This window comes from Tomitella biformata AHU 1821, assembly GCF_000524475.1.
Classification (GTDB): Bacteria; Actinomycetota; Actinomycetes; order Mycobacteriales; family Mycobacteriaceae; genus Tomitella; species Tomitella biformata.
On sequence record NZ_BAVQ01000035.1, the window covers coordinates 98670 to 114068 of the forward strand.

General features: G+C 64.2%; 10 protein-coding genes and 1 pseudogene. 7 read left to right on the top strand and 4 right to left on the bottom strand.

Going from position 1 to position 15399, the window contains the following annotated elements; translation table 11 throughout:
• Nucleotides 1-17 precede the first annotated feature (17 nt).
• The 3 genes from TBIF_RS11835 (at nt 18) to lnt (ending at nt 4855) form a co-directional block, all read left to right on the top strand.
• On the top strand, nt 18-2132 hold the full coding sequence (locus tag TBIF_RS11835) for a heavy metal translocating P-type ATPase (RefSeq protein WP_084611672.1): 2115 nt from the start codon (nt 18-20) through the stop codon (nt 2130-2132).
• A 40-nt stretch (nt 2133-2172) separates the two neighbouring features.
• Nucleotides 2173-3036, top strand: a complete 864-nt coding sequence (locus TBIF_RS11840; protein ID WP_024795010.1) for a F510_1955 family glycosylhydrolase — start codon at nt 2173-2175, stop codon at nt 3034-3036.
• A gap of 322 nt (nt 3037-3358) precedes the next feature.
• Nucleotides 3359-4855 carry an apolipoprotein N-acyltransferase gene (gene lnt / locus TBIF_RS11845; protein ID WP_024795011.1) on the top strand — a complete coding sequence of 499 codons (1497 nt, stop codon included), beginning with the start codon at nt 3359-3361 and terminating at the stop codon, nt 4853-4855.
• Between the two features lie 122 nt (nt 4856-4977).
• Here lnt and TBIF_RS23530 read toward each other — a convergent pair.
• Nucleotides 4978-5583: pseudogene (locus TBIF_RS23530) on the bottom strand (thioredoxin-like domain-containing protein); the annotation flags it as partial.
• 180 nt (nt 5584-5763) lie between these two features.
• Between TBIF_RS23530 and TBIF_RS11855 the strand changes: the two are divergent.
• Complete coding sequence (locus TBIF_RS11855; RefSeq protein WP_024795012.1) at nt 5764-7302, top strand: multicopper oxidase family protein; 1539 nt, start codon at nt 5764-5766, stop codon at nt 7300-7302.
• A 279-nt stretch (nt 7303-7581) separates the two neighbouring features.
• Nucleotides 7582-8385: a cytochrome c biogenesis CcdA family protein gene (locus tag TBIF_RS11860; protein ID WP_024795013.1), complete on the top strand. Its 804-nt coding sequence runs from the start codon at nt 7582-7584 to the stop codon at nt 8383-8385.
• A 324-nt stretch (nt 8386-8709) separates the two neighbouring features.
• Here TBIF_RS11860 and TBIF_RS24975 read toward each other — a convergent pair whose 3' ends face one another.
• The 3 genes from TBIF_RS24975 to TBIF_RS11875 form a co-directional block, all read right to left on the bottom strand.
• Entirely contained in the window at nt 8710-10011 is a 1302-nt protein-coding gene (locus TBIF_RS24975) for a prolipoprotein diacylglyceryl transferase family protein (protein ID WP_307810592.1), read from the bottom strand.
• A 1311-nt stretch (nt 10012-11322) separates the two neighbouring features.
• Entirely contained in the window at nt 11323-12285 is a 963-nt protein-coding gene (locus TBIF_RS11870) for a M56 family metallopeptidase (protein ID WP_024795015.1), read from the bottom strand.
• A complete protein-coding gene (locus tag TBIF_RS11875) occupies nt 12282-12644 on the bottom strand; it encodes a BlaI/MecI/CopY family transcriptional regulator (RefSeq protein ID WP_024795016.1) in 363 nt (120 codons plus the stop codon). Before TBIF_RS11875 ends, TBIF_RS11870 begins: the two co-directional genes overlap by 4 nt.
• Nucleotides 12645-13115: 471 nt before the next feature.
• Here TBIF_RS11875 and TBIF_RS23535 point away from each other — a divergent pair, with 471 nt between their 5' ends.
• Both TBIF_RS23535 and TBIF_RS23540 read left to right on the top strand, forming a co-directional pair.
• Nucleotides 13116-14504, top strand: coding sequence for an NlpC/P60 family protein (locus tag TBIF_RS23535; protein WP_148302248.1), 1389 nt, complete (start codon nt 13116-13118; stop codon nt 14502-14504).
• 289 nt (nt 14505-14793) lie between these two features.
• Nucleotides 14794-15360, top strand: a complete 567-nt coding sequence (locus tag TBIF_RS23540; RefSeq protein WP_038170855.1) for a TlpA disulfide reductase family protein — start codon at nt 14794-14796, stop codon at nt 15358-15360.
• Nucleotides 15361-15399 lie beyond the last annotated feature (39 nt).

Below are 15399 nucleotides of genomic sequence, written 5' to 3' on the forward strand. Positions count from 1 at the left end.
CGTCAGGAGATCCGCCCATGGCCAGCCCCGAGCACGGACACACCCCTCTCCCCTCGGGTCTGGCCGAGCATGGCCATACCGAGCACGCCGGGCACGCCCCCGCGGCCCCCATCGGGCACGGGGGACATGACAAGCACGCCGGGCACGGGGCACACGGTGAGATGTTCCGCCGCCGCTTCTGGGTCTGCCTGGCCCTGACCGTGCCGGTCGTGGTGTTCAGCCACATGATCGCCGACCTGCTCGGCTACACCATGCCCGAGTTCGCCGGCTCGATGTGGATCGCCCCGATCATCGGCACGGGCATCTACTTCTACGGAGGCCTGCCGTTCCTGACCGGCGGCTGGCACGAGGCCCGGACCCGCCAGCCCGGGATGATGCTGCTCATCGCCATGGCCATCACCGTCGCGTTCGTCGCGTCGTGGATCACCACTCTGGAGATCGGCGGGTTCAACCTCGACTTCTGGTGGGAACTGGCCCTGCTGATCGTGATCATGCTGCTGGGCCACTGGCTGGAGATGCGGGCGTTGGGCTCGGCGTCGGGGGCGCTCGACGCGCTGGCGGCGATGCTCCCGGACACCGCCGAGCTGATCACCGCGGACGGTGTCCGCGAGGTCCCGATCTCCGATCTCACCCGTGGTGACCTGGTGCTCGTGCGCGCTGGCGCCCGGGTGCCCGCCGACGGCGCAGTCACCGAGGGGCGCGCCGAGGTGGACGAGTCGATGATCACCGGCGAATCCGCACCAGTGATCCGGGCTCCTGGGGACACCATCGTCGCGGGCACCGTGGCCACCGATAGCGCCTTGCGGGTGCGGGTCACCGCGGTCGGGGAGGACACCGCGCTGGCGGGGATCCAGCGGATGGTCGCCGACGCGCAGGCGTCGTCCTCGCGCGCGCAGGCCCTCGCCGACAAGGCCGCCGCGTTCCTGTTCTACTTCGCGACGGTCGCGGGTATTGCGACGTTCGTGGTGTGGTCGCTGATCGGCAATGTCGATGAGGCGGTCGTGCGCACAGTCACCGTGCTTGTCATCGCTTGCCCGCATGCGTTGGGCCTGGCGATCCCGCTGGTCATCGCCATCTCCACCGAGCGTGCCGCGAAGGCGGGGGTGTTGGTCAAGGATCGGCTCGCGCTCGAGCGGATGCGCACCGTGGACGTGGTCTTGTTCGATAAGACCGGCACTCTCACCGAGGGCCAGCACCAGGTCACCGGTGTGGCCGCAGCCGCGGGGGTCGGCGAGGAGCAGCTGCTGGCGTTGGCCGCGGCGGTCGAGGCGGACAGTGAGCATCCCGTCGCCCGGGCCATTGTGGCCGCAGCGAGCCAGCGCGTGGCAACGGAGGATCGGTTGTCAGCGAATGATTTCCGGTCGGTGCCCGGGCGCGGCGTCCGGGCCACCATCGGCGGCGACACCGTCTCTGTCGGCGGCCCGGCGATGCTCGCGGACCTCGGCCTGACCGTGCCCGACGACGTCGCCGCCGCCACCGAAGCATGGGTGGCGCGCGGCGCGTCAGTGCTGCACGTGGTCCGGGGCGAGGACGTGCTCGGTGCGGTGGCCCTTGAGGACGCTGTCCGCGAGGAGTCCCGCCAGGCCATCGACGCCCTGCATGCCCGCGGGGTGAAGGTCGCGATGATCACCGGCGACGCCCAGCAAGTCGCCGACGCCGTCGCCGCAGACTTGGGGATCGACGAGGTGTTCGCCCAGGTGCTCCCCGAGCACAAGGACGCGAAGGTCGCCGAGCTGCAAGCCCGCGGGCACCGGGTGGCGATGGTCGGGGACGGCGTCAACGACGCGCCCGCGCTGGCCCGCGCCGACGTCGGCGTCGCGATCGGCGCCGGCACCGACGTGGCCATCGAGTCCGCCGGGGTGGTGCTCGCAGCGAACGACCCGCGGGCCGTGCTCTCCATCATCGTTCTCTCCCACGCCTCCTACCGGAAGATGTGGCAGAACCTCGTGTGGGCGGCGGGCTACAACATCCTCGCCGTTCCGCTCGCCGCCGGCGTCCTCGCATTCGCCGGAGTGGTGCTGCCCCCAGCGGCGGCGGCGGTGCTCATGTCGGTCTCGACGATCGTCGTGGCCCTCAACGCGCAGTTGCTGCGCCGCTTGGAGCTCGACCCCGCGCGACTCGCCCGCGCCTGAGTGCATCCCTTCATATCAATAGAAACGAGAAATAGTTTCCATGCCCGGATCTCGCACGTCCCGACAGCGCCGCCGCGCCCTCGCGGCCCTAGCCGTCCCCCTCGCCGCGATCGTGCTCGCGAGCTGCGCGTCCGCGCAGGAATCCCCTGACGGGGAGGCCGGCCCGGGATCGGCGTCGGCGGGTTCTGCGACGGCCCAGGTTGTCTTGGACCCGCCGCTCGACCACCTGCACGGGCTGCACCTCGGCGCCGACGGCGCGGTCCTCGCGGGAACCCATACCGGGGTGTTCGAGGTCGAGAGGTCTGGGCGCACCATGAAGGTCGGCGAGTCGGACGACGATTTCATGGGCCTGTCCGGGGTTCCGGGCACCAACAATCTTTTCGCCTCGGGCCATCCAGGGCGGTCGAGCAGTGCTCCGAACCCGTTGGGACTGACCGCGAGCAGCGATGGCGGACGCACCTGGGAGTCGCGATCACTGGTGGGGGAGATCGACTTCCATGCGTTGGCCACCGACGGCGAAGTCCTGATCGGCTTCGACGGCGTCACCGGCCTTATCGTCTCCAAAGACGGGGGATCCACGTGGACCCCCGGTGCCCCGATGCACGCTGCGGCTCTCGCCGCCACGGACAGCGGTATCTGGGCGGCGACCGCTGACGGCCTGCAGCACAGTCTCGACGCTGGCCGCACCTTCGCCGTCGTGCCCGGAGCCCCGCTTCTAGTTCGCGTCTCAGCCGCCGGGGACGGCTCCCTGTGGGGCGTTGACACCGGCGGTGTCGCCTGGCGTAGCCACAATGGCGAGGTGTGGGAGCAGCGGGACGTGGTGGGGCCGGTGGAGGCGGTGCTCGCGGTCGACTTCAACACCGCATACGCGATGACTGCGCAGACGCTGTACACGCTGGACTGAGCCACGGTATCTGGGTGCACGCTTCCCGCTCGCGCTCAACCTGGTCCTGGACCCGCCATCGTTGAATCCGCAGCCCCTGCACTGTCATTGACGTAGAAGGAGGTATCTTCCGCTGCTGGATGCCCGCCGGGTGACACACAAAAATAATCTACTATCTAACTTAGTAGGTTGAATTCTGCTGGCAACCTCTCCACCGGGGCTTAGCCAGAGTCCGTGCAGCAATGGTCTATGCCCAAAGGGGGCCAAACTCGTGACGATCAAGCTCTTGCCGAACCCTGAGCTTGATGCAGGCCAGAGAGCTCAAACACTCCAAACAGCAACGCTGGCTGTCGTCGCCCGCAGCGTCGGCTCGATCGGCGCTGGGACACTCTTGTTCCTCAGCTTTCCACCACGGACCACCTGGTTTCTCGCTCCGGTCGGGTTGGCGATTCTGACGCTCGTGCTGCAGGGACGTTCCCTGCGTGCAGGATTTGGCTACGGCTACCTGGCCGGGTTGGCGTTCTTCGTGCCGCTACTACCTTGGGTGGGTACATACGTGGGGGCTGTCCCCTGGCTGGCGTTAGCGGCGATTGAGGCCACTTCCGTAGCAGCCTTCGGGGCAGTAGTTGCAGTGGTCAACCGCTTTCCCATCGCACCACTATGGATAGCCAGCGCCTGGGTGGCCACAGAGGCGGTGCGGTCGCGAGTTCCTTTTGGAGGTTTTCCATGGGGGCGACTCGCCTTTGGCCAGGCGGACGGCCCCCTCCTTCCAGTCGCCGGGATCATCGGAGCGCCGGGCATATCATTTGCGATTGTTCTGATGGGAGCCGGCATCGCGGGACTCTTACAGTGCCTTCGAGGGCGTCGTAGTCGAGCCAGCGCTGGCCATCTCATTGCCGTTGCCGCGCCAGCCTTACTGGCAGTGATCGTCTCGTCGTCAACGGTGCCGGCGCAAAGTTCCACCACGGTCGCCGTGATCCAAGGAAACGTTCCGCGTCTTGGCCTGGACTTCAACGCCCAGCGGAGGGCGGTACTCGACAACCATGTCGCACAGACAGAACAGCTAGCTACAGAAGTCTCTGCTGGTCGTGCACCTCAGCCTCAGCTCGTAATCTGGCCAGAGAACGCCTCGGATCTGGACCCATTCCGCAACCCTGACGCTGCTGACCGCATCCACGATGCGGCCCGGAGGGTAGGGGTTCCGATTCTGGTGGGCACGGTGCTGCAGCAAGGTGATGGGACGACCTTGAACAGTGCGATCGTGTGGGACCCGGTCGAGGGGCCGGGCCAACAACACGTCAAACGCCAACTCGTGCCATTTGGCGAATATCTTCCGCTCCGCGGCATCGTGACGGCCCTGTCCTCGTACGCGGACCAAGCCGGAAATTTCGTTGCAGGAACGGGCAATGGCGTGGTCGACTTGAACGGCGTTCCGATCGCAGTAGCTACCTGTTACGAGGTTGCATTCGATGACTTGGTTGCCGAATCAGTCCAGTCCGGAGCACAGCTGATCACTGTCCCCACCAACAACGCCACTTTTGGGCGCACCGACATGACCTACCAGCAACTAGCGATGTCCCGAATTCGCGCAGTCGAACACGGCCGGAGCGTTCTTGTCGCCGCAACGAGCGGCGTCAGCGCCATCATCGAGCCGGATGGCTCTGTGCAACAGCAAACCGCGATATTCACTGCCGACATGCTCGTGGGGGCTGTTCCGCTCCGCACCGACATGACGTTGGCAACTCGATTCGGTGCCGGTGTCGAGATTTTTCTCTCGCTCCTCGTCGTGCCCGGGCTACTTATTGTTATACGCCGGAAGATTTCTGGAAAGCGGACCTGACGGGCCTTGCGCCATGGGTGGCGGCTAAGGCCACCCCGACGCCACCGAACACACACCCTTCCTGATGACCTTCGTGGAGGTCAACGGCCTTCTAGATCTCTAGATCCCGCACTGGAAGATCATCCTCGGGGAGCTGTCGAGCAGCTCGCGCCGATCTCTGGATGCGTGTTCGGATTCTGGCGAAGAGCGGTCAGAAACTGGCCGATCCGTTCATCGCTCACATCATCGAGTTTGAGTTGCCGCCCCCATGATTGCAGTGAAATCGCGGTGTCCATGCCCGGGTAGGGGGACATCAGCGCATACGGGACCTTGTCGATCTTTGACTCAAGAGCCGCCACCTCGTCCGCGATGAGCTGACTGGGGTCGTAGGTCACCCAGACGGCTCCGTGCTCCAACGAATGAACTGCATTCTCGTTGCGAACGGGCGAGGGATAAACCACGCCGGTGCAGGTTGCCCAGGCCTGATCGTGGGGACCTCCGAAAGGAGGACTCTGGTCATATGCCACAGTTTGCGGCGCCGCGACATGGTCACCTGCCGGATAGTCGATCGACACGACGCCGGCAATCCCCGTTGAGGGATCTGGGTTCTCGATGCTGGGCGCAAAGCGATTCGCCTCGGCCTTCTCCCGCGCCATCGGTATCACGGTGACTGCGATGAGGGCCACCAGAAAGATGATGAGCAGTGACGACGCGATCAGCATCCAGGGCACCCCTCGAGATCCCAGCATTGCCGACGGTCGACCTGACCTGCGGCCTTGCTGTTTCCGCCCGTCCCCGCGTGGGAGCTTCATCATCTGGGATTCCTTCATCTATGCAGACGCTACCTACTATGTATCTTAGTAGGAGTACTGATGGGCGCGCCACACACAGGTGGGTGCGCCCATGGCAACGAGAAACGAGGCCCCGCCATGCAGAACGACCGATGCGCCACCCCGTCCCTGTCCCGTCGCAGATTCTTGATCCTCGGAGCCAGCGCGGGTGCGGTCGCTACCGTGGCGGCCTGCAGCCGAGGGGGTAATGGACCGCCCTCCGCGGCAGGGCCGATCGGCCCCACTTCCTCAGCAGTGGAGCAAGCTGAGGCTGCGCGCCGCACTGCGGGGGGTCGGCAGGTCACGGCGGCACTGCGGGCTCGCCCCAGCACCATCGACCTTGGCGGCGTGCAGGTCGACACCTGGACCTACAACGATCAGATCCCCGGCCCGGAGATCCGGATGCGCCGCGGCGACGTGCTACGCGCGGATTTGGCTAATGAATTACCCCAAGAATCGACCATCCACTGGCACGGCGTGGCACTGCGCAACGATATGGATGGCGTGCCCGGATTGACTCAATCCGCAGTCCCAGGGGGCGGGTCGTTCGCCTACGAGTTCACTGCGCCCGACGCCGGCACTCACTGGTTCCATCCGCATGTCGGGATGCAACTTGATCGCGGTCTTTACGCGCCATTGATTGTCGAGGATCCAGACGAGGGCAGCGACTACGACATCGAGGCCGTTGTGGTCCTCGACGATTGGCTCGATGGCGTCGCAGGAACCCCCGACCAGTATCTGGACAAGCTCCGCAGGGAGGGGATGCCCATGAGCGACATGTCCGGGATGGGCCATGACATGGGCGGCATGGGTATGGGTGACCCCGAAAATCCTTTGGGACCAGATGTCGGAGATGTCTCGTATCCGCTCTACCTGATCAATGGCAAGACTGGCACGGACCCGGTCACGATACGTGGCCAGGCGGGGCAACGAATGCGGCTGCGAATCATCAACGCGGGTGCCGACACGCCGTTCCGTTTCGCGGTGGGCGGGCATCGGCTAACGGTCACCCACAGTGACGGGTATCCCGTCGAGCCCGTGCAAGCCAGCTCTCTGCTGATCGGGATGGGGGAACGATTCGATGTGTTGATCACGCTGGTGGACGGCGTTTTCCCCATTGTGGCGGCAGCGGAGGGGAAGGACGGCCAGGGGTTCGCAGTGCTGCGCACCGCCGCCTCAGGCGATGCGCCGGCGTCGACGGCGCGGCCAGGGGAGTTGAGCGGCGCACCGCTCTTGGGCGCGCAGTTGAAGTCGTCACAGCGGGTGCGAATCGGCCGTCGTGAGCCTGATCGCATCCACGACGTGAGGTTGGGGATGGATATGGAGGGCTATCGGTGGACGATCAATGGCGCTACCTACGACGACCATGCCCCGCTGGAGGTCTCCACAGGCCAGCGGGTGCGCTTGCGATTTATCAACCAAACCATGATGTTCCATCCGATGCACCTACACGGCCACACTTTTCAGGTCGTTGATGGCGCTGACTCCGGTGCCCGCAAGGACACCTCCATCGTCTTGCCGAACCAGACGGTGGAGGTTGACTTCGATGCGGTGAATCCGGGCCAGTGGTTGGTTCATTGCCACAATCTGTATCACGGCGAGGCGGGGATGATGACGAGCGTGTCTTACGTCCAGTAGCGCCGTATGGAGGGGACCGCTGGATTGCAGGTGGTGCGGATTCTGCGTGCTGCGGCCGCAGGGGAAGGAAGCGATGAGGCAGCTGCCTTCCCCTGCGGCCGCTGAGCCCTGGCCGTAGCCCTCCACAGCAATGCTACTATCCATCTTAGTATTACTGTAAGTAGTAGAAGGTGACAACGATGTGGACCTGTCTGATCAGGAGCATGCGGTGCCGACGGATTCCCTAGTGGCGGTGCGCCCGGCCTTCGCCCGGCCACTGGGTGACTGGCGGCACAGAGAGTGATCCTTCTTGCCGGAGGCATCGGAGACAGCTTCCAGTCCGCAGCGGCCAGTGGGCCGCTCGTCCTGGCCTTGGCAGCCTGCGTGTTGGCGGGACTCGTGTCCTTCGCCTCGCCGTGTGTGGTGCCGCTCGTGCCCGGATACCTGTCCTACCTCGCAGGGGTCGCAGGGGCGGAGGCACCGCCCCTCGCCGGCGATACTCGTGTTCGAGCACCCGGACGGTGGCGGGTGGCGGGAGCTGCGGGATTGTTCGTGGCCGGATTCACTGTCGTGTTCGTGTTGGCGACCGCGTCAGTATTCGGACTGATCGGCTCGTTGCGCATCAACCAGGACATTCTTCAACGTGTCGGCGGCGTCGTGACGATCATCATGGGGCTGGCCTTCATCGGGTGGTTCCCGATGCTCCAACGAGATACGCGTTTCGCGCCGATTCGCGTGTCCTCGCTCGCTGGTGCCCCGTTGCTGGGCGGCGTGTTCGGGCTGGGCTGGACACCGTGTCTGGGGCCCACACTTGCTGGGGTCCTGTCCGTTGCTGCCGGTACCAGTGGCACTACTGCGGCGCGGGGAGTGGTTCTGATCATCGCGTATTGCGTGGGGTTGGGGCTGCCATTCGTGGTCCTTGCATTCGGCTCCTCGAAGGCGCTCAGAAGCGTCGACTGGCTACGACGCAACTCCCGTGCCATTCAGGTCTTCGGTGGCATCATGCTTCTTGCGGTCGGCGTCGCGCTGGTGACCGGCGCGTGGGAGACCCTCGTCGGCTGGATACGGGACGAGTTCGTCAGCGACGTGGTGCTGCCGATATGACGGCAGCCACGGCGTGGGCCAGTCGCACCGCAATTGTGTGATGCGTGATGTCATGGGTACCTCTTCTCGAGGCGGGCGTTTGGCGCGACCCCGGCCCCACAGTCACGGATAGCATCAGATCCTGAGCGCGGGGGCATCAGCATCATGTGCGCAGCTGGTGGTTCCGCAGTGGGCCGACAACCGCCAGCCAAGGGAGAGACGTCTCCGAGGCGGCGTTTGCGCTTGACGATGCCCTTGAAACAACCTCGTCGCAGGCCCAAACTTCTGCGGCCTATCAGAATCGGCGGCCACCGTCCGGATGAGGCCTCTGCCCCGGCTAGATGGCTACACCAAGGCCATCGTCAGCTCAGACCCGAGCACCAGGACACACGCGGCCGTGACTGCGAGCCGGCCGATCAGGGTATGCGAGTCCGCGCGAAACAGGAACAGGCCCTGCCTGACCAAGGTGTATGCGGCGACCCCGCCGATGAAGAGGGCACCGGCAAAAGGCTGCCCGCCACCGAACCACAGGGCCAATGTGGTGATGGCGATCAGCAACGCCGCAGCAGCCTCAAACAGTTGAACCGGAATCCTCTTGACTGCCAGAGTCCGATCCGATGACCAAAGCCCCCACCGCGACGAGGTGGGTCGACCCGAACAGCAACCGGAGAGAAAACATCCCGGGCGGCCGATCGCCATGCCGAAGAATAGTCCAGGCGTTGTTGCATCCAGCACGGTCCCAAGGTCCATACCCGCTAATAAGGTGCCCACTGCCAACGTGGCAAACGCAACAAGCAGGAAGCCCTGGATGCAGGCGCCGGCGCGTGCGAAGTTCCGCATCGGCTCCCGATGCAGAACCAGATACCAGGCCTTCGCACCGATATATCCCAGCAGGCATCCGAGCACGGACATGCCGACGACTGGAACACTGCTGATCGGGGTGGATGCAAGGAGGATGCCTTGGAGGAGGACCGCGAACACAGCACCAGCGGCAACTAGTAATGGCCAACACCACAGGCGTAAGCCGGGGCCGTGATTGAAAGCCCAGGGGCGAGTGAAGGCTGCTGCTGTCTGCGGCTCCTCAAGAGGAGTCCCCCCATCGAGGAGAGAAGCTGCCACCGTCCACTGGCCGCCGGAGATTCCCTTCACCCGTGCGGTGACAGCGAATCTGCCGGAGTGCGAGGGGAGCGAACCTACCTTAAGGGTCCTGTCGAAGTGATCGGACTCATCGGGAGGCGCGCTGGCCCCGTGCCGAGTGCCGACAAAGCGTATCGACATGTCCTGAGGTGGCGGGCCTTCGCCAGCGGCACCCCAGTAGGTCACGGCCAGCCCTTGAGGCTCCATCTGTGAATACAGGTCGGAGCATCGGCCCGGCCCTTCCTCCGAGTCCGGCACGAGCGCTTCGGATCCAGTGGGGGTCTTCCCTGCCGACTCGGCCGATACGTCTTGGAGCACGGCCGAACGGGTGGTCTGCGGCATCGGCGGGGTCCGCGCGACGGATCCATCAAGGCGGGTGGGTTTGGCGAAGTTCCGCCTCCCAGATGGGCCGATCTGGGCTGCTGTCAACGGATGCGCAAGCGGATTCGGCAGGGGCCGCGGGGCGGCTAGCAGGGCAGCGGGAGCGGTCGCTCCCGCCGCGGGATGCATTTCAGCAATCGAGCTTCGTGACGGGCTCTGCGGAGCCCTCGCGCGCGGCGTGCGTGCCTTCGGCTTGGCCCGCTTCTTGTTTGACTTCTTACCCACGTTTCGTCCCAATCAGCTGGATGTGGAGCGGAGCGGAGCGGTCTGCACCGCTGCCATCTACTAGCCATCTTAGTAGGTTACCTACTAAGATGGCTAGTAGATGGCAGGCGGAAGACTCCAGCGGAGGTGGACGGAAATGTGGAATGGATGGACCGTTGCGGGCACAGTGGCGGCACTCGTCGGTGGATGGGCAGTGATCATGGTTGCCAGTTGGGTGGCGGCTGGATATGCCGTGTTCGGGCGGCGGTAGCACCAGCAGAGCCTTGAGGCAGGCGGGGTGAAGGGTTGGCAGCATGGAGCCAGGGCGGCCATACACGAAGTCGCTGCCGGGTCGGCCAGTCGGGCGAGGAGGCGCGGGGCGCTCTTCGGTTGCTTGCGCACCTTTCGCGGACCCCGGCATGGGCCGGGTTTCCGGATCGAACTCGGCCGCAGATCGGCATTGGTCGATGATCTCAGGGGTGATACTGGGTCACCCCGCAGAGTCGGTCTTGCCGACTACCTACTATGTTAAATAGTAGAATTGTGCTGACTGAAAATTGTACGATGCGCCAGCAGTCACTCAAGGTAAGGAGTGCGTCGATGGAGACGCATCGTCGAAGCCCCGATTCGGTTCGGCCGCCAGCTCAGTGGGATAGCGCCAACTCCGACGCTGAAATCCGAGTTAGGTGCCGCTGATATTCGGCGACGCAGTGGCAAACCCCGATGAGCGGAGTGCAATATGCGAGCTAGTTTGAACCGTAGCGGCGGGTGGAGTTGGACGCGCGCTGCATCTGCCGGATTCATAGCCGCGATCGCAGTCGGAATCCCAACAGATGTGATCGATACACCGTACTTCACGCGCATGCTGTCGACGCGGTGGTGGGACTATCTCACCCTGGCGGCGATTGCTGTTTTAAGCGCCGCATGGTTTGGCCTACGTCGACCACGGGCCAACCAAGGCCGGGCCGATGCGCCTGGGGTTGTGGGTCTTTTGGGTAGTGCGCTCGCAGTGGGATGCCCGATCTGCAACAAGGCGGTGGTGGCACTACTCGGCGTCTCCGGCGCGCTCACCATTTGGGCGCCAATCCAGCCACTGCTGGCGGCGGCCTCGGTGGCCATACTGTTTACGGCGTTGATAGTGCGATGGCGAGGGATCCGTTGCGACAACGGCACGTGCGTCCCCGGCGCGACCATGCTCGACAACCAGTCCCTCGAACGGCGAGGGGCTTCCGCCGATCAGCCCAGAACTGGGCAGGAAAGCACCGCCACAACAGCCAGTGCTGTTCCGGCGACCGCGACAGGCGCCACTGCAGTCAGCGCAAAGGCCGCGCCGAAGTGAAATCCCCGTCGTGCCCATCCGCTGCCCGTCGGTCCACCTGGCCGTAGACGGGACAGCCGCAAGTCCACTGCCGTATTGGCCATGGCAAGAGAACCGTCGGGGAAGTGCGCAGGCTGTGTCGAGAGGACTGTGAGCGCAGAACGCACCGTGCTGGGCCCGTATGCCCTGGCGGCGAATGCATCTGCCGCCAACTCGGCCAACTCGCGCACAGCGTGGGGAGCCAGCCGAAACAGTGGCACGAACGGGAACACCTCTGCGAGCACGTCGAACGTCGCGATTATCAGGTGGTGACGGCCGCGCAGATGCGCGCGTTCGTGTGCGAGGACCGCAGAGACCTCTGTTTCGCTGAGGAATTGCGCAAGTCCCTCTGATGCCACGATCACCCCGGGACGGCCGGCGAGGCTGAACGCCACTGGCCGTGGGTGATCTATCCACCACGTCTGCGGGTCACCGCATTTAGACGTGGACACCATGCGCAGCGCTGACAAATGTGAGCGGCGCGACCTTGTGCGCTGGGACGATCTGCGTACGGTCACGATCGCGGTCCGTATCGCCGCTGCCGCAAGCACTACCATCCCCAGCAGGCCCGCGAATATTTCAATTTCCGGCAGCGCTCCGTGCGACAACGCCTGCCAGCACGATTGGGCCAGTGACAGGAAAGCGGGAAACCTGCCGTGGCTGGGTACCAAGAGCAGCGCTACGGCAGCAGCTGCGGACCCGAAGATTGCTACGGCAGACACCGCCCACGCAGTCAGCAATGCGGCGGGATCGGTTCGGGTGGTGCTGGACGCGATCAACCTCCGCGGTAATAGCCACCCGACGGCCACCGCGCTCAGCAGCAGCGCCAGTGCGATGATCATGGCCTGGAGCGCTTCTTTCGAAGGGCATTGCGGAGCATTGCAGACTCAACTTCACTGGCAGTTTGAGTGAAATGCAGGAGCACTGCTTGTGGGTCTCCTGAATCATCGAGCACCTTGCGCAGCAAGTTCGCCGCAGCTTCAGCCTTGGTGTGCATAGGCCGGTAGTAATAGGCCTTGCCGACAAGTTCCCGGGTAACCCACTCTTTGCTGTGCAGATTATCGAGCACGGTCATGACCGTGGTGTAGGCGAGGACGCGGTCAGTCTTCAATCGCGCGAGCACTCCGCGAACGTTCAATGGGGCCGCCTCATGCCACAGCACATCCATGATCGCCGCTTCGAGATCTCCTAGTCCGCGCATGCCACCTCCCCGTGAGCTTGTCGCGTCCGTGCACTTACACGACCAGCATCTATTCCGACTTCCACTAAGCCCCATAGTAGTCGAGTCGTGGAGGGGTTTGCCGCAAGGGAGGTGCCGGCGTCGAGGTGTCGGTGCCGGTCCTGGCCGCATAGCGAAGGCGTTGCTTTGCCCTGGGATTCTGCGGCCCGCGGGTGCGTCGCAAGTGATGGGAGTGGCCCAAGTTGCAGAAGATGACAGCTGAAGCCCGCCAACCTACTATGCTACTTAGTAGGTTGGCGGGCTTCTTGGCTACGGCGACGACCGCGGCAGTGTGCCCCACTCTCGAGTATGCGACAGCGTAATCGGGCCTAGACGAAGGAGAGTGATGTGCGTCAACGCTATCGATCTGGACCGAGGCGAGCTCTTTGCTCCGAGGCCTTGGTCGGTCTCGCGGCCGCTGCCGCAGTCACCATCGCGTTGCCGGGCGCGGCTATGGCAATTCCACCGCCCCCGAACCCTCAGCCCGAAGAGATCCAGCAGGCATCAGATCTCGTCGAGCAGAGTGTGTCCCAAATCAGCGCCCTTATTGCACAGGTAGCGGCGGCTGATCAACAGCTAGCCGAGATTGACGAGCAGTTGGCGACCCAACGTGAGGACGCAAACAAAGCGCTGGTAGATCTGCAAAATTCCCGCGACATCGCGGCTTCTGCAGCCGCAGTCGCCAACCATGCCCGAATCCAACTCGACTCTGCCGGTGCGGCGATTTTGCAGGCGCAAGAGCGGTTCAACAAATTTCTCGTCGCAGCCTACCGCCAGGGAGGAACCACCAGCTCACTCTCCGTCCTCGTCGATTCAATCGGTCCGGATGAGCTCCTGACAAGATCTAGCATGCTCGCCGCAGTGGCGGATAAGCACAATTCAGCAATGGAAAACCTGGAGCGAGCCAGGATCACGGAGGCGAACACGGATTCTGCTGCACGTGCCTCCCAGGTGTCGGCCGAGAATGCGCTAACAGAGTCAGAACGGAAGAAGGATGAGGCGCAATCGGCGATTGCCGCGTCTCTCGCTTCTCAGGATTCTGCCGTTAACCGGATAGATCAAATCACTCAAGACCGCGAGACGGCGCAAGCAGAACTGGATCTAGCCAGAGCGAATGTGGCGGGCTTGCAAAATCAACGCGAAGTGTATGCGCAACAGCAGGCCAAACGCGAGGCCGATGAGGCTGCATCCAGGGAAGCTGCAGACACAGCGAGCCAGGCAGCCGCCGATGCGGCTGCCCGCGCTGCCGCTGATGTCGCAGCACAACGGCGGGCCGCGGCAATCGCTGAGCAAGAGCGCCCGCACACGCAGATTGTCGACGAGAGTGTCCAGCAAGGCCATGCCGTCGAATCTGCGCCCATCCAGAACCCAGCCCCCTCGGGCGCCAGCGATGGGGGTGCCACGAACTCAGGTCTATCCGGGAACGCGGCCATTGAGACCGTTATCGACCGTGCGATGTCGCAACTGGGAGTCCGCTACTCATGGGGTGGTGGGAGCGCAAACGGCCCGACTGTCGGAATTCGAGACGGCGGGGTTGCGGACACATTCGGCGACTACAAGAACGTAGGATTCGATTGCTCGGGGTTGATGATGTACGCCTTCGCGGGCGCGGGCATCTCCTTACCTCATTACTCTGGATACCAGTACACCTCGGGAACCCACATCCCCACGTCTGAAATGAGGCGCGGCGACCTGATCTTCTACGGCCCTGACGGCGGTCAGCACGAAGCCCTCTATCTTGGGAACGGGCAAATGCTCGAAGCTGCGCAGTCAGGCGACGTGGTCAAAATATCACCGGTGCGTTGGGGCGGAATGACGCCATTTGTGACCCGGCTGCTGTGACCCGGCTGCTGTGACCCGGCTGCTGTGACCTGGCGTCGAGACGTTGCAGTGCGACGCAGCATGCCGGCGCTTCTATGCAGACGGGTGGACTAGCAAGCTTTCCTCGGGCGATGCGGCTCACTGGTACGGGGGAGCGGCCATCTCTGCTCTCTGCCGCCCACAGCACGCTGCGAGGCCATCGCGAAACGTTGTCTACTATGCTGGGTAGTATGTGGGTCAGTTTCGGTGGAAGGCGGCAGTGGTGAGATCGGTCCCGATCAAAGGGGCGCGTTGCTTCTGTGCAGTTGTCATGGCCATCGCCGTCGCCCTGGTCGCTGCCAGTTGCTCGACGGGCGGCGACGCGGTGGCGACCGGCGGCGGAACCTTCGACTTCGTCTCGCCTGGCGGCCAGACCACGATCCGATACGACCCGCCCGCCGTTCGCGGCGCCATTGGCGAACTGTCCGGCGACGACCTCATGGAGCCAGGGGTCTCCGTGGGCCTAGAGAACTTCCCCGGCCAGGTGGTGGTGATCAACGTCTGGGGGCAATGGTGCGGGCCGTGCCGCGCGGAGGCACCAGCCTTGGAGCAGGTGGCGCTCACGATGAAGGACCAGGGCGTGCAGTTCCTCGGCATCAACGTCCGGGATAACAACCGCGCCGCGGCACAGGACTTCGTCACCGCCTACGACTTGACCTATCCGTCGATCTACGACCCGAAGATGCGTGCGCTCATGGCACTCGGCTCGTTTCCTACCAGTGTCGTCCCGGCAACGTTGGTGCTGGACCGAGAACATCGCGTCGCCGCGGTGTTCCTCAAGGCCATCACTGCCGAGGAACTGCAACCCGTCGTTGAGCAGATCGCCGCGGAGAAGTAGAGAACCAGAATCCCAGTGACTGATCTGATCCTCGCGGGG